Below are 23,621 nucleotides of genomic sequence, written 5' to 3' on the forward strand. Positions count from 1 at the left end.
CCAGCCAGATTTCGCTAATGTTTCGCATGCTGCAGAGGCGAACTGAGGTTAAACGCTCCCGTTGCCCGCCGGACTTCACCGCTTCAGGGTAGCGGGGTAGGCCCAAGTCAGGTGCCGCTTGAGTGGAATGTGCCCAGAGTCTCACAGAAGCCAACAGATGGCTGGGGGAGCCCAAGGGGCTCCTCAACTTTGCGCCGTCGATCCCTGAACAGGCGGCGCCCTCGGGACGCGGTCGTCTTCGATGTTTCCGTCAACGGGCGTACATAGGAATTATGACAGTGCCGGCGGCTTCCTATGAAATACTTATGTTACCGGGAGCAGTGGAGCGAGTGGCTCGCCGTGATCTATATTGAGGTGCCTGGTGAGGGGCCCTTCACCTTGAAATTGCATCCCGGTGCCGGGGACCGTTGTTCAGAAACGTCCGGACCGGCATAATACAGCTATTCGAATATCCCTTATCTATCATCAGGTTGATTCCCATGGATGTATCAGGTCTCATCTCCGGTGCGGGTGGCTTTATTGCATCTGCATTCGTCGTTGCCGGATATACGATGCGAACGATGATCCCGCTTCGCATCTTCGGGATCCTCACCAACGTCTTCCTGATCGCGTACTCACTTCCGCACCACCACTACGCCATCATGGCGCTGCACCTCATTCTGCTGCCACTGAATATCTATCGGTTGCGCGAAATGCTGTTGCTGGTCCGCGAGGTCAAGAAGTCGGTGAACAGCGATCTATCCATGGCCTGGCTGAAGCCATTCATGACCGAGCGGAAGTGCAGAACGGGAGAAGTTCTGTTCTACAAGCACGAAAAAGCAGAGGAGATGTTCTACATCGTCAACGGCCGTTTTCGCCTCGTGGAATCGGGGATCGAACTGCCGACCGGAGCCATCGTTGGCGAGCTTGGCATGCTCTCTCCCTCCAACAAGAGAACGCAGACCCTTGAATGCATCGAGGGCGGCCTGGTGTTGAGCGTGACTTACCAGAAAGTGGAAGAGCTTTACGTCCAGAACCCTGAATTCGGATTCTATTTCCTTCGCCTGGTCAGTGCGCGATTATTCCAGAACGTGGGTCGGCTTGAGGCTCAACTTGCAGAGAGCAGTGCGCAGGCATCGTCGTGAAGGTCAGGGTCAAAGTTCCGCCATCTCCTTTCAGGCTGCTAAAAGAGCGCTATTTCGGCGAGGAGACGAGAAATCCGTGGGTGGCCCGGAATGCGCTGACGTCGTTGTCTGCGCGGCTGCCGGCGGATGTGGTCCCGATCGTGTCCCAGGCAGTCCATTCCTTGATTGAGTATCAGGATCCTGACTATGCGTTGCTCTATATCGAGCGTATCGAACGTTACATCGGACCAAGAGGGCCGCTGCTGCCGACGCTTGGAGAGCTTGCGAGTCTTTTATCGCAACGAATGCAGTTTGCAGATCCAATTCGGATCGCGCAGCTCAAGCTGACTGAGATAGGCGGTGCCTCAGCCAAGCCGGATCGCAACTCATCCATACAGGTTGAGAGATTTCGCTGGGACGAAATCATTCAAATGCTCCCTTCGGTCGCGGCAGCGAAAGCGCAGAATGTCTTTGCACGCTTGCGGTTGGCACGTTTGTCCAACAGAACCGTAACGTTGCGTTTCCGTGGGACCGGCTATTTTTCCCTTCTTCGATTGCGCGGGCTTACCGCGCTGCGGATCAGCCGACCTTTTTCGCAGCGTTTCAAGGCTGAACGGACATGGGTGGAGCGCTGGCTCCATATGGTCGATCGTACATTGGTGAAACAACCGGCCGCGGCAGCCGAAGTCGTCAAAACCGCCATGCTCGTCAGGGGCCATGGAGACCAGTATCAACATAGCCTGTCCAAATGGAACGTTATTATCGACAGTCTCGTGAAGCCCACCTGCGATGACACATTGCCACTGCAAAACTTGTCAGATGCGGTAAGGGACGCACGTCAGGCCGCAATGGAAGAGGCGGGAAATAGCCGCCTTTTACATGTCATCGAGCATATCAGGGCGGAGGCGAGGCGAGGGAGCGGCGCAGATACAGGCTCCGGCTTCGGAAGTTGAGCCGCGGAATGCGTAACGACATTACTTCCAATGTAACGCTCCTCAGATGGCCTATATTCCATAATTGCTCTAGAGTTCGCCGCGGCTTGGGACAGAGTCGCGACGCTGCGGTGTGGTGGAGATCAATAAAATGATGCGATTTTTTGGATTAGTTTCTGCTTTGACGCTCGTTCTTCTGGGAAGCATGGCTGCCGCGAGTGCCGCCGACGACATCAAGCTGAGCAACAATCAGCGCATTTCCTGCGGGCGCGGCCTCACGGCTGGTAAACTGCAGAACATCAACTGCAAGTCCTACGCCTATATCTTCAATTCCCGTACCTCGGAATTCTACCGTTGCCAGCTCAACGTCGCGGTGACGCGTGACAACAAGGAGGTTTTGAAGGTCGATACCGACGGCGGATGCACGCTCAAAGCCCGGATCTTCGCCGAGGATTCATCCTACGCGTTCGACGCCACCGAAACAGAGCCACCGAACACCAATGCCTTCTTCGGTTCGGGAGGAACGGCCATCTGGGTGAGCGACACAACCACACTGAAGGCGAGAGGGTGCATGATCATCAACGTCGGAATAGCTCCGGACGTCTTGAAGTGTGTCGATATGACGTTTGGAAAGTAGCCCCTCGCAAGGTCGGGGAGGAGAACTAAGGCGGGTTCAGTTCTGCTTCAACACAAGTATGACGACCAACACCGCTAGCCCGAGTACGACCGCGATACCGATCGCCCATGTCGTGACCCGAACGCTGCTGGCCAATTCGCGAGAAGCCTCGTTCCTGGCGATCTTCAGGTCCCGCGTCTTGTCGTCGTGCTCATGATCAGTCACGGTTTCTCCTGACCTTGACCATATCAACCCATCTGTCGGCGATCGCGATTGCCCAAACCAGCAGCGCGCCCAAGGCAACGATCAACCCGCAAAGCATAAACGAAAGATCTGCCGCACTCATCAACGGATCCATCGGAAACTCTCCTTCGAGGCCGCCCGCCTGCCGTTCACAAGATAGTCATTTCACCGAATAATGGCAGAGGCGCGCGAAAAACCCGGAATAATTGTTCGCTCTCCGGGTTTTGATCAAACACTTGCAAGCGCAGCTATAGTCTCATCACTCAGCTCATTTGAATCGAGGTCATTATGCGGAACGTAACTTTGGCTCTCCTGACACTGGCCGGGCTGCTGGCCTTCAATCAGGAAAAGGCGCACGCGGAGAAAGACTATCCGTATTGCATGAGTCACGTGATGGGCTGGGGCACCGGTATGGTCGAAGAATGTATGTATTCGACCATGGAGCAGTGCCGCGCGGCCGCAACTGGTTTGAACGGAATGTGCGACCCCAACTGGCGGCTTCAGTATAGAAGCGGCAATCCGGAGGCGCCGGTGAAGCACCCGCGGTCCCGCCGCCAAAGCTGAGCAATCCGGGCTTGCGGCCGCCAGGGCCAAAGCGGGGCAAACGAACCCGAGTTACTATCTTGAGAGGTGTGCCGCGGCTGGTAGCGACCGCAGGCGCACCTGCTATTCGTCTGTCCAGCCGAGAAGCTGCCTGACCAGCAGCGGACCAGCGACCAGCAGCAGAAGAACGATTGCAATGATGTCGAGCGCAGTGCTTTCCATTGTGCGCGACCGTTAATTTGTCTCAGGTCCGCGTGAGGAATTCGACGCCGATGATCGCGCCTTTGCGCCAAACCACCCGGCACCGGGTGGTCTTCCTGACGTCCTTGGAAAGCGCAAGATCGAGCTTGCTTGCAGTCAAACCGGAGTCAGAGAGCTGAAGGCGCGCTCCGCCGGCGGACAGATCGAGGATGGTGCAGTTTCGCTTCGCGAAGCCCCCATCGAGCGTGACCCACGCGTCGTGTTGCGTCCTGTGACGAGCTTTTCGGCTTTCTCGTTTGAAAACAGCCATGAGGTGCCTCCGTTTCTGATGCACCTCTATAGCCGCCAGAACTTTCGGAAAATTTGAATCAAAGCTCCAGACAAAGGGGCTTGTTGCAACGAACAATTAACCAAGGGCGATCGAGGGCGGATCTAAGGCTCTCTGATCGCAGGGCGATTTATCCGCGCTCAAATTGCAGGGGAGTTCGCCGCCGGAGCGCCGGCCTTCCTGCCAGCATCCGCGTGCAACCAACACTCACAGAACGAAAGTGGCAAACCTTCCGCTTGAGAGAGTGGCGAACTCATTGATTTCATTGAGGTTTGGCGGAAGGGGTGGGATTCGAACCCACGGTACCCTTGCGAGCACGCCGGTTTTCAAGACCGGTTCCTTAAACCACTCGGACACCCTTCCAAGTCGTTGGATTGTATAGCTAAACCCTAAAGAAGGGGGAGGCGGCCCCGTGCCGTCATCTTTGCTAGCCAACTTCCGACGTGCTTCTTTATTGCAGCACGTGGAGCTTCGTCAACGCGCCAACGTTTTCGTGCACAGACGGTCTGAAGGCGGATGGCTCGAACGGTTGCGCTATGACCCACACGCGGTCGGCCCGGCCGGGCGGTGTGGGTAGGGGGATGTCGCCCAACCGGGCCTCGCCGCTATGACCTCGAAGCGGCACAGGACAAATTCTGCCCAAGTTGTCCGTTCCATCATTCAATGGAATTAAAGGACTTTGGGATGAAAGGACTTTACGGATAGGTGAGCCCGCTGCCGACGTTCATCGCCGCGTGAAGATGGCGAGCCACAACCGCGTCGCGGCTAACGCTTATTCATTCGCGCGTTCCTTCGTGCGGTCCTTGGCTCTCTGCTCGAGCATCCGGAGTGCTGCTGCAGCTTCATTGGCTGCCGCTTGAAGATCGCTCGCCGATACGATCTTGAGCCCTGCAATATCCAATGCTTCCAGGATGGATTTTGCGGCCTCTAGTCCCATCACCCGGCCTTCATCTTCCGTGACGGGTTCAACGGCCGGAAGATGAGCAATAATGACCTTGGCAGTCTCGTTCATCGACGTGCCCCGCATTATCAGTTGGTCACAATAAAATTGGGCGCCTCAGCGCATGACGAAAATATTGAAATCAGAAATCGCAGCATGCAGTTGGTCGGGGCGGTTCGTGTTTAGCTTAAGAGCAGGAGCGCGCCGCCCAGCGCCATAAGCATAAGACCCAACCAATTCTCTTTCGCGTAAAAACCCGCCGCCGGCTTAGGAGGCTCCAACGTCGGCTCTCGCACCGCCGTAGACGTGTGCCTGGCGTCGCTCAGGCGGCCACGCCAAATCGGCAGAGCCACCATCAAGAGAAGACCCCCAAACACCAGCAGCGCGCCGAGCAAGGTGAGTCCCATTCAGTCCTCCGCACGACGAACAACACCGTCTAAGCACGAGAAGATCGAAATGTTCCATGAGGTCCAGTTGATTGATGACCGCGGCTTTTTGATTTGCCTTGCCAGATGTCCTGTCTAAACTTCGGATATGACTTGTTTTTTGGCCGGCCGCTTTCGCATGCACAGGGGTAAACATCGGCCGACAGATATCCCCAAAATCAACCCTTGGTTTACTACGTCTGGCGGCGCGCCATTTCCTAAGGCCGCGCGATAGGTTAGTTCTTAGCGTAGGAAGAAGTGATCTCTTAGCCTTAGCGTCGCGGTAGGCGGGCGGGCTTTGGGATGTTATTGGTGTTTTATGGGGAAGAGTGCCAACGGGTCGGGCAAAGGTGTCGCGCGCGCCGTGACGGCTGGCGTGGTGTGTCTGTTCGTCGCGAACTGCGCATCCTCCAACAAGTTTGCCAGCCGCGTCGATCCGAAATACGGCGTCTCATCCAGTCCCAGAGTGGTGGAATTCGGCGAGCCCGTTCCCAAGGGGGGCGGCACGTATCGCGTCGGAAAACCTTACGTTGTTGCCGGGCGAACCTATGTCCCGGAAGAAAACGCCCACTATCGCGCCGAAGGGCTTGCATCCTGGTACGGGGATGACTTCCACGGTCGCCTGACCGCCAACGGTGAAGTGTTCGACATGACGTCGCTGACGGCCGCACATCCGACCATGCCGCTTCCGAGCTATGCGCGCGTCACCAACCTTGCCAACGGCAAGTCCGTCATCGTTCGCGTCAATGACCGCGGTCCGTATCACGGCAACCGCATCATCGATGTCTCGAATACCGCGGCCCGGTTGCTCGAATTCCGCAACAACGGCATCGGGCGCGTGCGGGTCGAATATGTGGGACGGGCACCTCTCGAAGGGTCCGATGACCGTCAATTGATGGCGACGCTTCGGACGGGCGAACCGGCACCCGCACCATCCAATGTCAGAATTGCGTCCGCGCGTCCGTTCATTCCGGAAGCCGTATCGACGACCCGTGGCGTCGCCGCGGGCGATGTCCCGATGCCGCAGGGACGCCCTTACAGCCTCGGCCACACCGCGGAGGACGCCACTGCATCCAATCGCATGTCGGAAGTGTCGGCATCGGCGCGTGTCCGGGATCGGCGCTACAGCCAAACGATGGCATCAGCGACCAGCGAAGACGCCGTTGACGCGGCACCATCGGTCAAGCCGGTTGCCGCCTTTGCACCGGTCGCTCGTGACGGAAGCGCGAGCCTGATGTCCGCCCGGGGCCTCTACTAACTGATCGAACCGGCACTGACGTTTCTCAGCTCCTTGTCAGAGACTCCCGCAACGCTTCGAATCGCAATCATCCAGTGATCGAAAGCCGAGGCACTTTCTGACTCCGCGGCGATCGCGAAGCTCACATTGAACGAAGGATCTGCTGCGATGTCGCTGCTGACCTGGGGTGACAAGCAGGTGCTGACACTCGACCCGGAGGGGCCGGAGATCGACAACCCGCAACATGCAACTGACCTTATCGGTGAGGCGGCGTTTTTCGGCGCCGCGATGATCGCCGTGCCGGTCTCCCGCCTCGGATCTGCATTCTTCCAGCTCCGCACCGGTCTGGCCGGCGAGATCGTTCAGAAGGCAGTCAATTACCGGCTGCAGCTCGCAGTAATTGGCGACATCTCGGAGCACCTCGCGGCCAGCAACGCATTTCGCGACTGGGTGCGAGAGGCGAATGGCGGCCGAGATATCTGGTTTGAGCCGAGCATGGACAGCCTGGCGGCACGGTTGCACCACCACGTTGAAACCTGACAGAGGTTCGCCTCATTCATCCAGGCGATGAGCTTGCCGTTCAGTTTGAGACTTCCTTCAAGAAGTCGATCAGCGCGGAGTTCACTTCGGCCGGGCGCTCCTGCTGGATCCAGTGACCAGCCCCGTCGATGATGAGTTTGCGCTTCAGGTTCGGCAGCACACGCTCCATTTCACTGACGCGCTTGCCACCGATAATGCCGGTGATGACGGCATCCTTGGCGCCGGCGATAAAGATCGAAGGCTGCTCAATCTTCGCGTCCTGCCAGGGCGCCGTCAGGTCCCAATTCCGATCGAGATTGCGATACCAGTTCAGGCCGCCGCGAAAGCCAGAGCGCGTGTAGTTTTCGACCACATGGGCCTGATCTTCCGGCGTGAGCCATCTGGCCAATTTGCGTTCGATCGTCGTGTCACCGAGAAAGCCGAAGCCTTCCTTCAGGAAGAGGGTATCAACGCCGTAGGCAATGGCGCGCATGCTATAGTCGACGTCGCGCTCGAACTCTTTCTCCGCGACGCCCGGTGTCTGGAAATACTGCCAATAAAAGTTGGTGATGCCGTTCTTGGCGAGCGCCTCCATCGGACGTTCACGTCCCCGGAATGGAGGCGGAACGCTGAGGCCACCCACGGCCTTGAAGATATCGGGCCTGAACAAAGCCGCGTGCCAAGCCACCGGAGCACCCCAGTCGTGACCGATGATGATGGCCTTGCTCTCGCCGAGAGCGGCGACCAACGCCACCATGTCGCCGACCAGGTGGAAAATCGAATAGGCCTCGACATCCTGCGGTGCGGACGTTCGCCCGAACCCGCGCATGTCGGGGGCAACAACGCGGAAACCCTCAGCGGCGAGGGCAGGGAGTTGATGTCGCCATGAATGGGATAGTTCCGGCCAGCCATGGCAGAGCAACACCAGCGGACCGGAGCCCTGCTCGGTGACGAACATGTCAATACCGTTGGCCGAGATCATCCTCGATGTGGACATCTAGTCTCCGTCGCGTTGAACTGGATTGGAACGTCAGAAAAGGCCCGCGGGATAGCCGAAAACACCGCGTTGTTTGCCATTATGCCAACTGTTACAACGCCGTCCTTAGGAATCGACGCATGGCAGCCATTTCGCTCCTCTCCCGGATCTGCAGCCGCCCGATGGGGCGCGCTTGGCGCGTGGTCGCGGTTGGTCTGCTCTTGGGCGCAGTGGCGTTTGGCAGCACCGTCAAAGCGGCCAACCAGAGCGTTCAGGGTGCCAAGAAAGAGGAAGGCGGCTTCGACAGCGGTGCGCCGACCGCGATTCTGATCGAGGCGAAGTCCGGCAGCATCCTGTTTGAAAAGAATGCGGACGAACTCCGCGCCCCGTCCAGCATGATGAAGCTGATGACGGTCGAAGTGGCCTTCGATGCTCTCAAGAAGGGCGAGATCAAGCTCGAGGACGAGTACAAGATCAGCGAGAATGCCTGGCGCAAGGGCGGAGCGCCCTCCGGCGGCTCAACGATGTTCGCAGCCATCAACAGCCGGGTGAAGGTCGACGATCTCCTGCACGGGGCCATCATCCAGAGTGGCAATGACTCCTGTATCGCACTCGCCGAGGGCATCTCGGGCAACGAGCGAGATTTCGTGGACCGGATGACCAAGCGCGCACGCGAGCTCGGGCTGACCAAATCCACGTTCGGCAACGTGAATGGCCTGCCGGATCCCGGAAACAAAATGACCGTCCGCGAGCTTGGTATGCTCGCTCGCCATATCATTTTGACCTATCCGGACTTCTACAAACTGTTCGGCGAACGTGAATTCACCTGGAATAAAATCCGGCAGCAGAACCGTAATCCGCTTCTGAACTCGCTCGAAGGCGCCGACGGCCTGAAAACGGGCTACACCAAGGAAGGCGGCTACGGCATGGTCGGCTCGGCCGTGCAGAACGGCATCCGGCTCATCGTGGTGGTCAATGGCCTGGAAGACTCTGAGGATCGGGCCTCTGAGGCAAAGCGACTATTAGAGTGGGGCTTCCGCAGCTTCGAAATCCGGACGCTGTTCGCACAGGACCAGACGATCGGTTACGCCAAGGTGTTCGGGGGAGACAGCGGCTCGGTCAAACTGACGACATCCGAGCCGGTCAAAGTGATGGTGCAGCGAAACGGTAACGACAAGCTGCTCGCGCGCATGGTCTACAACGGCCCGGTCAAGGCGCCGATCCGGGCTGGTCAGGAAATCGGGACATTGAAGGTATGGCGCGGTAGCCACCTTGCGCTCGAAATGCCACTTTTCGCGGGTGACGCGGTCGACAGAGGTTCGACCACGCGCCGCGCGCTGGATGGCGTCAGCGAACTCGTCATTGGACTGTTCAGGGCGGGCGTCGAGAAGCTTTAAGCATGGCCAATCTCGCGAAAGGATTGAGAGCAGCACGCGGACGCTTCATTACGTTTGAAGGCGGCGAGGGCGCTGGCAAATCTACACAGATCAAGCTGCTGGCCGAACGTCTCAATGCCAGTAAAATACCCGCCATCACGACGCGCGAACCCGGCGGATCGCCCGGCGCCGAAATCGTTCGCCACCTGCTGCTGTCCGGTCTCGCCAAGGCGCTGGGAGCGGAAGCGGAATCCTTGTTATTCGCCGCCGCACGTGACGATCACGTCACAACAGTCATCAAGCCGGCCCTTGAGCAAGGCAAATGGGTGTTGTGTGATCGTTTCACCGATTCCACGCGCGTCTATCAGGGTGAACTCGGCCATGTGGACCCGCAGCTCATTCGCGCGATGGAGCGGGTCACGATCGGAAATCTGAAACCCGATTTGACGTTCATCCTCGACGTGCCCGTTGCTGTCGGCCTGAAAAGAGCGATCGAACGGCGCGGAACGGCAACGGCTGATCGCTTCGAAGGCGAGGGCATCGAGTTTCACGAGAAGCTCCGCAATGCCTATTTGGGGATCGCGGCGAACGAACCCAAGCGATGCGTCTTGATCGACGCGAACGCCGACACAGAAACCGTCGCATCCCGTATCTGGACTGCGTTACGGGATCACCTTTTTTCTGCGGCAATCGCAGGCGATAACAGCAAGACATGAGTTCGAAATCGGCCGAAAGAGAAATATCCACGCTCGCTCCTCGCGAGACAAACGTCCTGTTTGGTCATCGCGAGGCGGAAGCCACGCTGCTTGGCGCATATCGCAGCGGGCGGATCCCTCATGCGTGGCTGATCGGGGGGGCTCAGGGAATCGGCAAAGCGACGCTGGCGTATCGGATGGCGAAGTTCGTGCTGGCACACCCCGATCCGTCGTCCTCGTTCGTCCAGAGTGCAACAACGCTTGCGGTCGATCCGGATCATCCGGTGGTGCGTCAGGTGGTCGCCGGCAGTCATGGCGGTTTGTTGACGCTGGAGCGAACCGCAAACGAGAAGGGCACACTGCGAACTGTCATCACGGTCGATGAATCTCGCGAAACCATCGGCTTCTTCGGCTCCACCGCCGCCGTCGCTGGCTGGCGCATCTGTGTGGTCGACACCGTCGATGAGTTGAACGCCAACGCGTCCAACGCACTTCTGAAGATTCTGGAAGAGCCGCCGGCGCGCGCGCTGTTTTTGTTGCTCAGTCATGCCCCGGCCCGCGTGATGGCGACGATCCAGTCGCGTTGCCGCAAGCTGCCGCTGCGGCCTCTCAGCACCAACGACGTCATGGCAGCGGCGTCCGAGGCGGCCGGTCTTGATGCCAGTGATCCGGGCCTGCGCCAGGCCGCTGCCGAATCCGACGGCAGCGTGTCACGGGCACTCACATTGCTGGGTGGCGATGCGTTGGGTCTTCAGCAGCGCACCCTCGAACTCCTGAACGCGTTGCCGCGTGTCGACCCGCGAGCGCTTCATGCGTTGGGGGACGCATTGGGTCTCAACGACCGTGTCGGGTTGAGGGCGTTCGTCGACACCATCGACCGCTGGCTGACGGGACATCTGCACGCGCCGGATGCCGGCGCAAACCTGCCGCGCCTTGCACGGCTTGCCGAGGTATGGGAAAAGATCAACGGTGCCGCGCGCGAGACTGAAGCATTCAATCTTGAGCGAAAACCTTTGGTATTTTCGGTATTTGGCATGCTCGCTGATGCGACCGCAGGTTCCCCGTCGCAGGTTCGATAACTGGACATTTGCCGGCTTTACAGCGCCGCTTCGAGTGAAAGCGATGTCGTCGGTATTGGTATGAAATTCTAAGGAAGCGTGATGGCCAAAAAGAAAAAGACAGCGAAGAAAACGACCGCGAAGAAGCAAAAAAAGGCCGTCAAGAAAGCCGGCAAGGCGGCGACGGTAAGCGCGTCGAAAAAGAGCGGCGGCAAATCCGCGGTGAACAAGAAGGCCGCCAAGAAGACGGCGGCAAAAAAAGTGTCGTCGAAAAAGACCGCGGCCAAAAAAGCAGCCACGAAGAAAACCGCGAGCAAGAAGACAGCGAGCAAGGCGACCGCGACCAAGAAGGCTGCGACCAAGAAAAAAGCGGGCAAGGTTGAGACTCGACCGTCCAAAACGGCCGCCAAAGCAGCAACGCCGGAGAAGAAGCCCGCAACGAAGCCGGTTGAAAAATCGAGGAAGGTCGCAGCCAAGGCGATCGAGACATCACCCGCGGTTCCGTCGGAGACTCCGGCCGTCGTCACCACGCCTGAAGTGAAGGGCGCCGAAGCGCGCGCGCAAAATACGTTCTACATCACCACGGCGATCGCCTATCCGAATGGCGCCCCGCACATCGGGCACGCCTATGAGGCAATCGCGACCGATGCTCTGGCGCGCTTTCAGCGCCTCGATGGCAAGGATGTATTCTTCCTGACGGGAACGGACGAACACGGCCTGAAGATGGTTCAGACCGCGCAAAAGGAAAATATGACGCCGGCCGAGCTTGCGACGCGCAATGCGGCGCGGTTCAAGGAGATGGACCAGCGCTTGAACATTTCGTTCGATCGCTTCATCCGCACGTCGGAGAAGCAGCATCACGAGTCCAGCCAGGAAATCTGGCGCCGCATGGTTGCCAACGGCGACATCTATTCCGACACCTATGCCGGCTGGTACTCGGTCCGCGACGAAGCCTATTACGCCGAGGATGAAACCACCGTCGGCGAGGACAACGTGCGGCGAGGGCCGCAGGGAACGCCGGTCGAGTGGGTTGAAGAGAAGAGCTATTTCTTCGAGCTCTCCGCCTACGAAGAGAAGCTGCTCGCGCTCTATGAAAGTCAGCCTGATTTTATCGGTCCGGACGTCCGCAAGAACGAAGTCATCAGCTTCGTCAAAGGCGGACTGAAGGACCTGTCGATTTCGCGCACCACCTTCGAGTGGGGCGTCAAAGTGCCCGGCGACGAAGAGCATGTGATGTATGTCTGGGTCGATGCGCTCACCAACTACATCACCGGCGTCGGCTTCCCCGATGAGTCCGACAAGAACTGGCGGTACTGGCCGGCTGACGTTCACATTATCGGCAAGGACATCATCCGCTTCCATGCGGTGTATTGGCCTGCGTTCCTGATGTCGGCCGGCATACCGATCCAGAAGCGGGTCTATGCGCATGGCTTCCTGTTCAACCGCGGCGAGAAGATGTCGAAGTCGGTCGGCAACGTCGTCGATCCGTTCAATCTGGCGGATCAGTACGGCGTCGACCAGCTTCGTTACTTCCTGCTGCGCGAAGTGCCGTTCGGCCAGGACGGCAACTACAATCACGAGGCTATCGTTGCGCGCACCAACGCGGATCTCGCCAACGACCTCGGCAATTTGGCGCAGCGCTCGCTGTCCATGATCGGCAAGCAATACAGCGGCGTGCTGCCGGAGCCGGGCGCCTTCACCGACAATGACAAGGCGATCCTTGCCATGGCCGATGGCATGCTTGCGCCGGCGCGCGAGGCCATGAACACACAGCAGATCCATCAGGCCTTGAATGCGATCTGGGCCGTGGTTGCGGAGGCCAACCGCTACTTCGCGGGAGAGGCGCCTTGGGCGCTCGCGAAGACCGACCCGGCACGGCAGCGGACGGTGCTCTACGTCACGGCGGAGGTCGTCCGTCAGATCGCCATCATGGCTCAGCCGGCCATCCCGGAAGCAGCTGGCAAGCTGCTCGACATTCTCGGGATCGGGCAGGACGAGCGGGACTTTGCCGCGCTTGCAACCCGGATCAAGGCAGGCAGCCAACTGCCTCCACCGGCACCGGTTTTCCCGCGTTACGTCGAGCCTGCGGACGACAAGGGCAAAGCCTGATGCTGGTTGATAGTCACTGCCATCTCGATTTCCCCGACTTCGCGGACGACCTCGACGGGATCGTGGCGCGCGCGGAGGCCGCCGGCGTCGGGCGCATTGTGACGATCTCGACCCGCGTCCGGCGCATCGACACGCTGCTGGCGCTCGCGCAGGGATATCCCAATGTTTACTGCTCGGTGGGGACGCATCCGCATCAAGCGGATGAGGAGGATGGCATCACGGCCGACGAACTCATCGCGCTGACCAAGCATCCCAAAGTCGTAGCGCTTGGTGAAGCAGGGCTCGACAATTTCTACAAGGATGGTTCGCCGGAGGCGCAGGAGCGGGGCTTTCGCGCCCACATCGCGGCGGCGCGGGCGACTGGCCTCCCGCTGGTGATCCATACCCGCGAGGCGGACGAGGGCTGCGGCCGCATCCTGGATGAGGAGATGGCCAAGGGTCCGTTCAAGGCCGTCCTCCACTGCTACACCGGCGGTCGGGATCTCGCGATGAAGGCGATCGGCCACGGCCTGTCGATCTCCTTCACGGGAATCCTGACGTTCAAGAACTCGCAGGCCATCCGCGACATCGCCGCCGAATTGCCGGCCGATCGCATCATGGTCGAGACCGATGCACCGTTCCTCGCGCCCGGCAAGCACCGTGGCAAACGCAATGAACCGTCATTCGTGGTGGAAACCGCGCGGGTGCTGGCCGAAACGCGCGGCGTGTCGCTTGAAGAAATTTCACAACAAACGACCGAGAACTTCTTCCGTTTGTTCAACAAAGTACCCCGTCCGGACGCAAAGGCCGCATGACCGTTACGCTCACCATTCTGGGCTCCGGATCCTCAGCCGGCGTGCCACGGCCAGCGCTCGGGTGGGGCGCCTGTGATCCGAACAACCCGAAGAACCGCCGCCGCCGCTGCTCGCTGCTGGCCGAGAAAGCGGGCGCGGAAGGCATCACAAGGGTTCTGATCGACACGTCACCCGATCTGCGCGAGCAGCTGATCGATGCCAACGTCGATCATCTCGAAGCCGTCTTCCTGACCCACGAACATGCCGACCAGACCCACGGTATCGACGACCTGCGCTCAGTGGTGCTGCATCAGCGCAGTCGCATTCCTGTTTTCCTGAACGCGTCGACCGCGAAGGACATCCTGCTTCGTTTCGCATACTGCTTTCAGCAGGCGCCCGGCAGCGATTATCCGGCGATCCTGAGCAATCACTGGATCGAGGCGGGCCAAACCAAGACCATCGACGGGAAGGGCGGCTCCCTCGCCTTGACCGCGTTTCTGGTTCAGCACGGCAACATTCCTGCGCTCGGCTATCGCATCGGTGATGCCGCCTACACGCCGGACGCCAACGATATCCCTGAGCAAAGCTGGCCGTCGCTGGAGAACCTCGATCTCTGGGTCATAGATGCCTTGCGCTACACCGACCATCCCAGCCACTTCAGCGTCAAAGACGCGCTGTCGTGGATCGAGAAGTTCAAGCCGCGCCGCGCGGTGCTGACGAACCTGCATTCCGATCTGGACTACGACGAATTACGCGCGAAGCTGCCGCCGGGCATCGTGCCAGGATACGACGGCATGCGGTTGACACTGGATATCTAGAGCTTCAAAACCGAAGCTCTAGATATTTGTTTTGACGCGTTTTCTTCACGCGAACCGGTACCCACTTCGCTTGAAAACGCTTCCAAAGCTAGGCGGAAATCGCTTTCGCGGAATCAAGCTCTGCCCGCAGCGTGAACTTCTGAATTTTTCCGGTCGAGGTCTTGGGAATAGGGCCGAACACCACGGCTTTCGGCGATTTGAATCCCGGCAGCCTTGCTTTGCAGTAGCTCAGGATGTCCGCCTCGGTCGCTTCGGCACCTTGCTTGAGCTCGATGAAAGCGCAGGGCACCTCGCCCCATTTGGCGTCGGGCTTCGCCACCACGGCCGCGAACAGCACCGCCGGATGCTTGTACAGCACATCTTCGACTTCCACCGACGAGATGTTCTCGCCGCCGGAAATGATGATGTCCTTTGAACGATCCTTGATGATGACGTAGCCGTCCGTATCGAGCACGCCAAGGTCGCCGGTGTGAAACCAGCCCCCAGCGAACGCCTCCTGCGTCGCCTTTTCGTTCTTCAGATAGCCCTTCATCACGATGTTGCCGCGGAACATGACCTCACCGATGGTTTCGCCATCCCGCGGCACTTCCTGCATGGTCTCTGGATCGATCACAGTGACCGCTTCCTGAAGCGGGTAGGACACGCCCTGCCGGCGCTTGAGCTGCGCGCGCTCCTCCGCAGGAAGGTCATCCCAGCCGGGCTGCTCGGCGCAGACGGAGGCGGGGCCATAGACTTCGGTCAACCCGTATACGTGGGTGATCTTGATGCCGATCCTTTCCGCACCCTCCAGGACCGCCACAGGCGGCGCCGCGCCTGCGATAAGTCCTGTTACAGGTTTTGCCGCCTGGCCCTTCGGCGCGTCCGGCGCGTTGATCAGCGTGTTGTAGACGATCGGCGCGCCGCACATGTGGGTCACGCCGTGGTCTGCGATGAGTTGGAAAATCTTCGTCGGATCGACCTTGCGCAGGCAGACATTCACGCCGGCGCTTGCCGCCACCGTCCATGGAAAGCACCAGCCGTTGCAGTGAAACATCGGCAGCGTCCAAAGATAGATCGGATGCGTGCCGAGATTGCCCGCAAGGATGTTGCTGACGGCATTAAGATAGGCGCCACGGTGATGGGTGACGACGCCCTTGGGATTACCCGTGGTGCCGGACGTATAGCCGAGCGCAATGGCATCCCATTCGTCCTGCGGGGTCAGCCAGGCAAAGTCCGGATCGCCGGACGCGACCGCGGCTTCGTACTCGAGTTCGCCGATCCGCTGCCCGCCGCTGAACGTCACATCGTCCACGTCGATGACCAGCGGCTTGGGACCGGTCATGAGGTTTAGGGCTTCTGCGATGACGCCGGCGAACTCGGGATCGACCAGGATGATCTTGGCGCCGCCATGATCGAGCTGGAATGCAATCGAGGCCGCGTCCAGCCGGATGTTGAGCGCGTTGAGGACAGCGCCGGCCATGGGTACGGCAAAATGAGCCTCATTCATCGCCGGGAGGTTCGGCAGCATCGCTGCGACCGTATCGCCGCGGCCAATCCCACGGCTTGCCAGAAACGATGCGAAGCGTTTGCAGCGCTCGAAGGTCTCAGCCCAAGTAAAGACCCGGCCTTCGTAAACGGCGCTCGGGAGCTGTGGGTAGACCGTGGCGCTGCGGACCAGGAAGCTCAATGGAGACAGCGGCACATAGTTGGCCGGGGTCTTATCCAGCCCGATGCTGTAGTGACCCTGATGGATACTCATTGGCGTTCCTCGGAATGTTTTTTTGGCCGCAGCTTATGCTTTGTAACGACGTTCTACAGTCGGCGCACATACGGTCAATTGCGCGCTGTGGAGACGATCACTGTGGTGCCGATCGCACCAGATTTCTAGATCATTTTATCGATGATTTGGCCGATCCTCCTGATATCGCTACGGTAATTTATTAGCCGAAGTAGGCGGTTTCGGTCGTGTAGCTGGGTGAGTGAATGATGAGCGAGGCCTAGAAACAGACAAAACCGGGGAGGCCTTACTAGTAGGGTGTTGCACTCGTTTTTCGATGCATTTGTTGCTGTGAAGGCGCGTCGACGCAACAGGCCAGAATAGCGCGGGCTGCATCTATATACCGTCTGTTGCTCTGCAGATGAGCCAATAAGAAAGCAGCTGGCTGATCGGACCTTATGAGTGTGGATCAATCCCTCGGAAAACTCTTCCTAACGTACCGGGCGTTGATTTTGCTGAAGCCGAGTCGGGGGACCGCGCAAAACTCACGAAGATCAAACAGATCCGAAATCTCAGCGTCGGGAATTGCCAGCCCGCACGATCCTTCGTGCGCGAAACGGGTAGCGCCCGATACTCAATTTCGGCAGAGAAGTGGAGCTCGGCAAGGTCGGTGGGGCCGTGGAAGTTGGATTGAGCGCGTTGACAGCCCGTGTCCGACGCCGAGCCGCATGCGATTGGGGCCTATTGTCATCCGACCGCCTGGCGATAGCGGTCGTTAAGTAGTTGTACCGAGTATCTACAAGGAGAGGGCTTGTTATGGTGCAAGGCGATCCACGAGCCGTAGCGTCACCTGAGGTGCCGAAAATTACTACGGCTGAAGCAGAGGCGATGGGGCGCGCCGTGGTCAAACTGCTTGAGAGACGGGGCTTAAGTGACGGAGATGCGCGTGAGATTCTTGGCGGTTTGTCGGCCAGCACCTACGCTCGCTGGAAGGCCGGCGATCCGGGACGCATCTATGGGAGCCGCCCGGACAATGTCATGATGTCATTCAGGCGACGCCAGCGTTCAAGCTCCCGGCGTAAAGAAGCATTCTCCGCCATGAGACGGAGATTCAGAGATTCCAGTTGAGCGCGTTCGGCATCGACTTTTGCGTTTCGCTCCCGGGAGGCTTCAGCCACCTCGATCTTGCTCAAGCTAGCGGGCCGACTGCCCTTCTCCGCCTCCTCAAGCAATCGCCGGCATCGAGGGTTGGTTTGAAACACCTTTCGGTCGAAGCCGCAGGCCTTGGCGATCGCGCTTTGGTTGAGTTCGACGCCATAGCGGGGAAGTGATTTTCCCTGGTGCGATTCAAGATAAGTCTTGAGGGCATTGTAGTTAGCCTGCGCTAGCTGAATGCCGCTTCTCCTGGAGGACTTTCCCATAAGCTCACTCAGGCCGCTGATGAGGAACGACGTCCGCAACTGGAAGTGCTCCCAACCTTCCCAAGACATCAAGCGAGGTTTGCTGCTTATCGAAGAATTTCTTCCAGATGTTAAAGCCACCCATCTCCGTGATAGCGAGAAATGTAGCACGGTGCGAAGCGACCAATAGCTCAATCTTGCCTTTGAGGGAGCTAATTTCGGCGTTCTTCAATGCAATGAGCCGTTCCAGTTCAGACCGAGATGACTTCGTAGTCCTCTCTATCGCGCGACCAATGGTCGCCTGCTGTGTGACATATTTATTCAGAAGCGAGCGCCTTTTATCATTGCGAGTTAGATCCGTGGGATGCTTGAACACTCGATCAGATCGTCGGATGACGGCGCGCGTCGTGATCTTTTCATTCTCCATCAGCATTGCTTCAAGAATTTTTTCCAGCAACTCTAGTTTCTCGGTCATTAGCGTTCGATCTTCCTGTCGAGTACCGACGTGCCAAGCGTGCTTTCTGCAGATCGATAGAGATCGGCACCATGGGGGAAGGGCTTAGTCCCGGGGCGAGCCTCCAGAGTCCGAAGGATATTAATGTGTCTGACCTTCGCGTGCTCAATCTGATTGCGCCATCCCACGGGACGTTTGTCCTCCGATAATGCCTCTAATCTAGTTAGTGCTGCCTTGGTGCGTTCCGACAGCCGTTCAAGATGAACGCGCTCGTCGTCGACGTCCGTCCTCGCCAAATGCCTACAGCCGTTAAAACATTCCAGGTGCTTTGGGCACGGGTCAACAGCAAAGCTGTTCACGCAGAACCCATAGGGCGTAACATGCAGACCATCGGCTTCAGCATTCAGGAAATCAAATGCAACTTTGTCACCGTGTTCCGCTTGAATCCGCCGAAACTCGTCGATGATTGGACCGCTCGCCTTGCCCTTCAGAACCATCGCATAGACGTCTCGGGCGTTGTCCGTGAGTACCTCTTGCGCCTCATCTGGAACATCAATATCGCGCAAGTCTTCAATTAAGCTTCGATGATCGTACGCATGACTTTGCACAACGTCATTTCTGTTGAACCTCCTGGTGATAACCGTGTCGGATACCCCGAGACGAAACATTTCGGCATTCTGCAGATGTCGCAATTCATGAGGTAAGAGCTTCATTGACTTACCATTTTCACCCGAGCCGTACCGATAGAAAATGGAGTCGGTATTGCGCCCATCAAGTGCCCTATGAAGACTTGCGGGGGAGATCGGAGCAGATACTACATAGCGCGTAGTATCGAGAAGCCCTCCGTTTCGCCCCTCAATAAGGCCTCGATATGGAACAAGAAACATGAGATCATGTGGAAGTATCTGGGATCCATCCGAAAGATTTGCCGAAGACATTTCTGGCAGCTTCACGGGTGTATGCGTACGGATATCTTCTTCGACATCGCCGACTCTTACATAGGCATGAGCCCAATCCGTAGTCTTTAACACAATGTCGCCGAATGAATCTCGCCTGGGGACAGATCCTCTTCTTTCAACAAAGTACCTCGCGACCGACTTTAAGCTAGGCTTACCTGCTAGTTGCGACGCTCTAATCTGTTCAAAGATGTCGGCATCAAACGTCTGGCGATACTGCGCGTCGAGAGCGGCATCGAAACGCTCAAGCGATGATAGATAGGCATTTCCAGTTAGCATCGTGTAAATCTCGTACGCCGGCACAATGGCGTCAGGCTCAAACTCAGGAAAAAGACGATTTGATTGGTGTTGCTTACGCAGTCGCTCGCGCAAGGGCGCGGTGAGCTTTTTCACTTTTGTAAGAATTTCGACGACCGTTTCTTCAAACATCGTCGGCACGTATTGTGAAGCCTCAACTAAGCACAAGCCATCTTCAAGCTCATCTTCGTCCTTCTTTTCGGCGAAGAACCGAAGCGACAGCGCTCGCGAAATCCCACCTTTCTTTCCGGCAACTTCGCCATCTGCATCGACGTAACTATGCCAGCGATCGCAATCTAAAGGGAGCGAAGCAATTTCGTTGATGCGCAATCCTGTGATGATCAATAATTGCAGAGCTGCAAAACGGATCGCGTCTGAGAACGTGCGTGGATGCTCTGTAAAACATATTCGCACAAGCTCCCAGAATTCGCTTTCACCTGGAAGCTTAGCTGCCGATTTACGGTCAGACAGACGCTTCCTCGTATTGCCAATGCTATCGGCGCCACCATTTACTTCAAGCCGGCGATTGAGAGCGACCTGGTGGACCTCGCGCAAATTGTCAGAATCGAATGGAATGCAATGCTGGGAGAGCGTTGGTATCTCGACGATGTAGTTCCTCTCCAATATCATTACAATTGCTACTCTGAGGTCGTCGGCGGTTTTCCCGGATCCTCCGGCTAGCAATAGACTGTTGTATGCTTGCCGCACATGTTCCGGCGAGACGCTCCAAGGAGGTGTATTGTGTGCAGCTAGGGCAAGGTCTTTAATCGATCGAGCGTTCACCATTACGCTTTGCGGCTTCATCCTTTTGTGGAGGAGGCCATCGATCACGACCGCCTTGTAAAAGTCGCGCCAATGCTGCGTCAGCTGACCGGCCTCAAGCTCGGGCTGACCGATCTGGCGCCTTATGGTATTCATGATACGCAATCGATCGACGTCAAATCCGAAATCGGAAACGTACGAATTGGGGGGGCGAGCGCCCACTATGGCATTTAAGTTCCAGCGCTCATCATGCGATACCTTGCCAAGCCGATCGAAGGGAATATCCCACGTGAGGCCGCGCTTACGTGCAGTAGCTTTGGCTTCCAAGATAAATGACGTATATCCGGGGGTAGTCATCAGGAGTTCTTCTCGATCTTGAGCGATTCGGTTAGTCGCCGGATGCTATCGAGCGTCGACCGTAGTTGGACGTACGCTGGGGATTTCTGGTTGCCACGCGAAGACTTTGCGAACTCGACGACCATAGGCCTTAGATCGTTGAGAACTTGTTCGTGGATTGCCGGCTCACTAACTGGCATGAAGCGCCGACAAGTGTAACACGAGAGAACGGGGTTCTTGGTGCAGGTCCTTTGACCGACTTCACATCGGCCGATCCCGGTAATGGGAATTCCGTGCGGTACCCCTCCAATCTGTTCCTCCGGTGGCGCGTCATGCAAGGCAGCCGAGTCTATTGTTCGTTCCTTGGCGACCTTCGCGACGCGCGAGTAGATCTCTGAAATTGCAAGAGCTTGGTTTACGATAAGAGCCTGCGCCGGAGACGCCCAGTGATACTGTAACGCGGTTCGCGATCGCGTATGATTCAGAAACTCGGATATTACGACGCTAGCGACTCCAGCGTCAGCCAAGCGCTGTGCTGCCGTATGTCTTAGGTCGTTGGCACTCCATGAAGTGCCAGTTAGACCAGCACACGTTCTAAGCACCATGAGGCTGACTTCGTTTGGGATCAGCTTGAAGAGACGACGTTCAGGCGCTCGGATATTATTGGGGTGATCATGAGAACCGGTCCGTCGTTTCAAGAGCTCAATGAATAGCGAAACCCATTCGCGCTTAATACGACGGGTTACTCGAGTTTTCTTTTTAATGTCGTGCTGTTTGATGATGACAACTGATACGTGAACGATTTCCTCGCGAAATATTCGAAGATCTGCTGTATCAATGCGCGCAATCTGACCTGGCCGGAACCCGTACTGGAAGCAGAGCGCGATTATGCACGCACTCCAAACGTTGTAACTACTGACGGCCTCTGGCGATGCAATTACGCGCTCACACATATCATCAAGGTAGGTGATGATCGCAGTCTGATCGTCGATTGGTAGAAAGCACTCGCCCTCTCGTACGGTTTTGTATTGGTCTTTCTTTGGTCCTTTTAGCCTACGAAGAAGAGGCACATCCTCTGGCATCCAAGATCCGATCGAATGGCTACACAATGCGTGAAGCATCAACCGAAGGAAATCAGCGTGCTCGAGTGCGTGGACCCGCACGTAAGAATTCCAATAGCGGTGCACCTCCCGCGCCGATGACGCAATCAATACTGAGAGTGCGGAGATTCCGTGGTTCGCGACGAACTTTTCAAGCGCCGAAAATGCAGTGAACACCGACGACGTATCTTTGCGAGGAAGCCAGTGTGCAAGAATGAGCCTGAGTATTGGAGATGCGATTCCAAAGAATTCGATCTTGATCGTTTGGCGTAGTCCGTCGAGATGCACCTGTATCTTCGGGAGAGCAGGGAAATTCGTGATAGAGCGATACTCATCGGTGAAGTCGTCGTAGTACCGAACGGTGGAAGGTGGATGCGGAACGGCTTTCGCTAAAGATATGATCGTTGCGATCGCTTCGGAATCTCTTTTCTGTTCGGAGGCCGGCTTCATGCAATTTCTCGATGAACGCAATCGCGCAATGCATTGACGAATTTGTCAAAGGTTTCGTTCCACACTTCGGCGCTAGTCGTCTCAAAGTACGCACGTCCGTACAGTCGCGGCATCTCTGAATTGGGAGTCCATCCAAAAAACATGCGCAGCTTCTCCATGGCACGATCTAGGTCTACTCCTGCGTCTTTATACAATCTCATCCGTGTCACAGCGCAGGTGTGCCTCAATTCGTGACATGACACGCTGAAAAGTCCCTGCTTTTCCAGCGAGCGGCGCGCGCTTATTGATAGGGCCCGCGTAGCAACCTCAAATATCTCGCTAAGGCCTCGGAGCGAGAGGGGATTTCCCTTCTGAGACATCAACAGTTGCGGGTGATGGGTCCTGCCGCGAAAATTGTTAGTATAGTGGTCGTATACCGCGACGAGATCGGATGGAACGGGAAGCTGTCGTTTTGCGAGATAGGTTTTAAGGCCGGGTCTCTCGCGTCGAGGATCGTCATCATCGTCCGGGGCGCCTTCGACATCGAGCCAGTATATTGTTTTGCCTGTCGATAGATCGTCCTCGTCCTTAATGGCGTTTGCCAGCAAGATGTCAGCTTCTCCACGTCTTAGGCCAAGGCGAAGCAGCAAGGTGAAGATAAGAAAGTTGCGCCAGCGCTGAGGAGTGGATCTGAACGGGTTCCGATCTGATGCTGGGTTGAAAATTGCGTAGAGGTCTTCGACTACATTAGGTGGGAGCGCGCGTATCGGAGGAGGGGCACGAGGTGGGGAAGGGCAGAGCTGACCGTACATTTGTTCTAAACGAAGTAGCCGAGCTTGAAGTGCCCCTGCCCGAGGACCAGCGGTGCTACTTCCGAACCTTAGGATATCCATCACGAATGCAAGAGCGGTGGTCCACGTTGCAGTTCGATCTTTGCCATCCATCGCGGTTTCGTTGCGAAGGCTTGCGAGAAACCCGATGAGCACGCGTTCAAGAGCATCGACGTCCAGTTCACTTAGAATTCTGTCGAGGCAATCGATGCCGGCATGCTGAGCCTGGGCGGCGGCATACAAGCGATTGATAGCGCGAAGATGTCTTTCCCTTGTGGAAGGTCGCGCGGCGATTTTTAGAGTATCGATCCATACTGACGGCCAAAACCGCGGAAGATACAATTCTGACAAGCAGACACTGCCGCTGAGCTCCTTGGGGACCAGTTCCGAGCGGAAAGCGAGGATGGTGGCTTGTGTCATTCAGTTTCCCAGTAAGAATAGCGTCACGAGCTTCGTCGCATGTGATCAT

Annotated in this window: 25 protein-coding genes and 1 tRNA gene; 13 read left to right on the forward strand and 13 right to left on the reverse strand. The window is 57.4% G+C overall.

The genetic code is table 11. The features are described from left to right. Nucleotides 1-479: 479 nt before the first annotated feature. The 3 genes from ACP0KA_RS24985 to ACP0KA_RS24995 all read left to right on the forward strand — a co-directional run bounded on the left by ACP0KA_RS24985 (nucleotide 480) and on the right by ACP0KA_RS24995 (nucleotide 2,672). Complete coding sequence (locus tag ACP0KA_RS24985) at nucleotides 480-1,124, forward strand: Crp/Fnr family transcriptional regulator (RefSeq protein WP_424631392.1); 645 nt, start codon at nucleotides 480-482, stop codon at nucleotides 1,122-1,124. After that, nucleotides 1,121-2,056 (forward strand): DUF6537 domain-containing protein, encoded by a 936-nt coding sequence (locus ACP0KA_RS24990; protein ID WP_424631393.1) that lies wholly within the window; start codon nucleotides 1,121-1,123, stop codon nucleotides 2,054-2,056. The genes ACP0KA_RS24985 and ACP0KA_RS24990 overlap by 4 nt, the downstream gene beginning before the upstream one ends. Before the next feature lie 130 nt (nucleotides 2,057-2,186). Further along, nucleotides 2,187-2,672, forward strand: a complete 486-nt coding sequence (locus ACP0KA_RS24995) for a hypothetical protein (protein WP_424631394.1) — start codon at nucleotides 2,187-2,189, stop codon at nucleotides 2,670-2,672. Nucleotides 2,673-2,708: 36 nt separating this feature from the next. On the opposite strand, the gene ACP0KA_RS25000 is transcribed toward ACP0KA_RS24995, so the two are convergent. Then, nucleotides 2,709-2,876, reverse strand: a complete 168-nt coding sequence (locus tag ACP0KA_RS25000) for a hypothetical protein (RefSeq protein WP_424631395.1) — start codon at nucleotides 2,874-2,876, stop codon at nucleotides 2,709-2,711. Continuing rightward, nucleotides 2,869-3,009: a hypothetical protein gene (locus ACP0KA_RS25005; RefSeq protein ID WP_424631396.1), complete on the reverse strand. Its 141-nt coding sequence runs from the start codon at nucleotides 3,007-3,009 to the stop codon at nucleotides 2,869-2,871. The genes ACP0KA_RS25000 and ACP0KA_RS25005 overlap by 8 nt, the downstream gene beginning before the upstream one ends. A gap of 173 nt (nucleotides 3,010-3,182) precedes the next feature. Between ACP0KA_RS25005 and ACP0KA_RS25010 the strand changes: the two genes are divergently transcribed. Beyond that, nucleotides 3,183-3,458, forward strand: coding sequence for a DUF3551 domain-containing protein (locus ACP0KA_RS25010; RefSeq protein WP_424631397.1), 276 nt, complete (start codon nucleotides 3,183-3,185; stop codon nucleotides 3,456-3,458). 223 nt (nucleotides 3,459-3,681) lie between these two features. On the opposite strand, the gene ACP0KA_RS25015 is transcribed toward ACP0KA_RS25010, so the two are convergent. From ACP0KA_RS25015 to ACP0KA_RS25030, 4 genes are all read right to left on the reverse strand, one after another. Beyond that, nucleotides 3,682-3,948, reverse strand: a complete 267-nt coding sequence (locus tag ACP0KA_RS25015; protein ID WP_424631398.1) for a PilZ domain-containing protein — start codon at nucleotides 3,946-3,948, stop codon at nucleotides 3,682-3,684. 291 nt (nucleotides 3,949-4,239) lie between these two features. Continuing rightward, nucleotides 4,240-4,329 (reverse strand) — tRNA-Ser (locus ACP0KA_RS25020). A gap of 409 nt (nucleotides 4,330-4,738) precedes the next feature. Beyond that, nucleotides 4,739-4,978, reverse strand: a complete 240-nt coding sequence (locus tag ACP0KA_RS25025) for a hypothetical protein (protein ID WP_424631399.1) — start codon at nucleotides 4,976-4,978, stop codon at nucleotides 4,739-4,741. A gap of 110 nt (nucleotides 4,979-5,088) precedes the next feature. Further along, the gene (locus tag ACP0KA_RS25030) at nucleotides 5,089-5,313 is read right to left on the reverse strand and encodes a hypothetical protein (protein WP_424631400.1); all 225 of its coding nucleotides are present in this window, start codon (nucleotides 5,311-5,313) and stop codon (nucleotides 5,089-5,091) included. 337 nt (nucleotides 5,314-5,650) lie between these two features. On the opposite strand from ACP0KA_RS25030, the gene ACP0KA_RS25035 reads away from it, so the two are divergent. Continuing rightward, entirely contained in the window at nucleotides 5,651-6,589 is a 939-nt protein-coding gene (locus ACP0KA_RS25035) for a septal ring lytic transglycosylase RlpA family protein (RefSeq protein WP_424631401.1), read from the forward strand. A 147-nt stretch (nucleotides 6,590-6,736) separates the two neighbouring features. Next, complete coding sequence (locus ACP0KA_RS25040) at nucleotides 6,737-7,108, forward strand: DUF4180 domain-containing protein (protein WP_424631402.1); 372 nt, start codon at nucleotides 6,737-6,739, stop codon at nucleotides 7,106-7,108. Between the two features lie 40 nt (nucleotides 7,109-7,148). On the opposite strand, the gene ACP0KA_RS25045 is transcribed toward ACP0KA_RS25040, so the two are convergent. Beyond that, nucleotides 7,149-8,084, reverse strand: a complete 936-nt coding sequence (locus ACP0KA_RS25045; RefSeq protein WP_424631403.1) for an alpha/beta fold hydrolase — start codon at nucleotides 8,082-8,084, stop codon at nucleotides 7,149-7,151. 119 nt (nucleotides 8,085-8,203) lie between these two features. Here ACP0KA_RS25045 and ACP0KA_RS25050 point away from each other — a divergent pair, with 119 nt between their 5' ends. The 6 genes from ACP0KA_RS25050 to ACP0KA_RS25075 all read left to right on the forward strand — a co-directional run bounded on the left by ACP0KA_RS25050 (nucleotide 8,204) and on the right by ACP0KA_RS25075 (nucleotide 14,892). After that, nucleotides 8,204-9,460 (forward strand): D-alanyl-D-alanine carboxypeptidase family protein, encoded by a 1,257-nt coding sequence (locus ACP0KA_RS25050; RefSeq protein ID WP_424631404.1) that lies wholly within the window; start codon nucleotides 8,204-8,206, stop codon nucleotides 9,458-9,460. A gap of 2 nt (nucleotides 9,461-9,462) precedes the next feature. Continuing rightward, complete coding sequence (gene tmk, locus ACP0KA_RS25055) at nucleotides 9,463-10,155, forward strand: dTMP kinase (protein WP_424631405.1); 693 nt, start codon at nucleotides 9,463-9,465, stop codon at nucleotides 10,153-10,155. Continuing rightward, nucleotides 10,152-11,213, forward strand: a complete 1,062-nt coding sequence (locus tag ACP0KA_RS25060) for a DNA polymerase III subunit delta' (protein ID WP_424631406.1) — start codon at nucleotides 10,152-10,154, stop codon at nucleotides 11,211-11,213. The genes tmk and ACP0KA_RS25060 overlap by 4 nt, the downstream gene beginning before the upstream one ends. Nucleotides 11,214-11,294: 81 nt before the next feature. Further along, complete coding sequence (gene metG / locus ACP0KA_RS25065; protein WP_424631407.1) at nucleotides 11,295-13,301, forward strand: methionine--tRNA ligase; 2,007 nt, start codon at nucleotides 11,295-11,297, stop codon at nucleotides 13,299-13,301. Beyond that, entirely contained in the window at nucleotides 13,301-14,095 is a 795-nt protein-coding gene (locus ACP0KA_RS25070; protein WP_424631408.1) for a TatD family hydrolase, read from the forward strand. Before metG ends, ACP0KA_RS25070 begins: the two co-directional genes overlap by 1 nt. After that, nucleotides 14,092-14,892: an MBL fold metallo-hydrolase gene (locus tag ACP0KA_RS25075; RefSeq protein ID WP_424631409.1), complete on the forward strand. Its 801-nt coding sequence runs from the start codon at nucleotides 14,092-14,094 to the stop codon at nucleotides 14,890-14,892. The genes ACP0KA_RS25070 and ACP0KA_RS25075 overlap by 4 nt, the downstream gene beginning before the upstream one ends. Before the next feature lie 88 nt (nucleotides 14,893-14,980). Here ACP0KA_RS25075 and ACP0KA_RS25080 read toward each other — a convergent pair whose 3' ends face one another. Further along, nucleotides 14,981-16,630: an acyl-CoA synthetase gene (locus ACP0KA_RS25080; protein ID WP_424631410.1), complete on the reverse strand. Its 1,650-nt coding sequence runs from the start codon at nucleotides 16,628-16,630 to the stop codon at nucleotides 14,981-14,983. Between the two features lie 774 nt (nucleotides 16,631-17,404). Between ACP0KA_RS25080 and ACP0KA_RS25085 the strand changes: the two genes are divergently transcribed. Continuing rightward, the gene (locus tag ACP0KA_RS25085; RefSeq protein WP_424631411.1) at nucleotides 17,405-17,716 is read left to right on the forward strand and encodes an antitoxin Xre-like helix-turn-helix domain-containing protein; all 312 of its coding nucleotides are present in this window, start codon (nucleotides 17,405-17,407) and stop codon (nucleotides 17,714-17,716) included. On the opposite strand, the gene ACP0KA_RS25090 is transcribed toward ACP0KA_RS25085, so the two are convergent. The 5 genes from ACP0KA_RS25090 to ACP0KA_RS25110 are packed head-to-tail and all read right to left on the reverse strand — an operon-like array spanning nucleotide 17,602 to nucleotide 23,572. Continuing rightward, entirely contained in the window at nucleotides 17,602-18,009 is a 408-nt protein-coding gene (locus ACP0KA_RS25090) for a hypothetical protein (protein WP_424631412.1), read from the reverse strand. The genes ACP0KA_RS25085 and ACP0KA_RS25090 overlap by 115 nt on opposite strands. Before the next feature lie 4 nt (nucleotides 18,010-18,013). Beyond that, nucleotides 18,014-18,463: a hypothetical protein gene (locus ACP0KA_RS25095; RefSeq protein WP_424631413.1), complete on the reverse strand. Its 450-nt coding sequence runs from the start codon at nucleotides 18,461-18,463 to the stop codon at nucleotides 18,014-18,016. Beyond that, complete coding sequence (locus ACP0KA_RS25100; RefSeq protein WP_424631414.1) at nucleotides 18,463-20,814, reverse strand: hypothetical protein; 2,352 nt, start codon at nucleotides 20,812-20,814, stop codon at nucleotides 18,463-18,465. Before ACP0KA_RS25100 ends, ACP0KA_RS25095 begins: the two co-directional genes overlap by 1 nt. Next, nucleotides 20,814-22,343 (reverse strand): site-specific integrase, encoded by a 1,530-nt coding sequence (locus tag ACP0KA_RS25105; protein ID WP_424631415.1) that lies wholly within the window; start codon nucleotides 22,341-22,343, stop codon nucleotides 20,814-20,816. The genes ACP0KA_RS25100 and ACP0KA_RS25105 overlap by 1 nt, the downstream gene beginning before the upstream one ends. After that, nucleotides 22,340-23,572 (reverse strand): site-specific recombinase, encoded by a 1,233-nt coding sequence (locus ACP0KA_RS25110; RefSeq protein ID WP_424631416.1) that lies wholly within the window; start codon nucleotides 23,570-23,572, stop codon nucleotides 22,340-22,342. Before ACP0KA_RS25110 ends, ACP0KA_RS25105 begins: the two co-directional genes overlap by 4 nt. Nucleotides 23,573-23,621: the final 49 nt, after the last annotated feature.

Source organism: Bradyrhizobium sp. SYSU BS000235 (assembly GCF_049747295.1).
In the GTDB taxonomy this organism is placed as follows: domain Bacteria; phylum Pseudomonadota; class Alphaproteobacteria; order Rhizobiales; family Xanthobacteraceae; genus Afipia.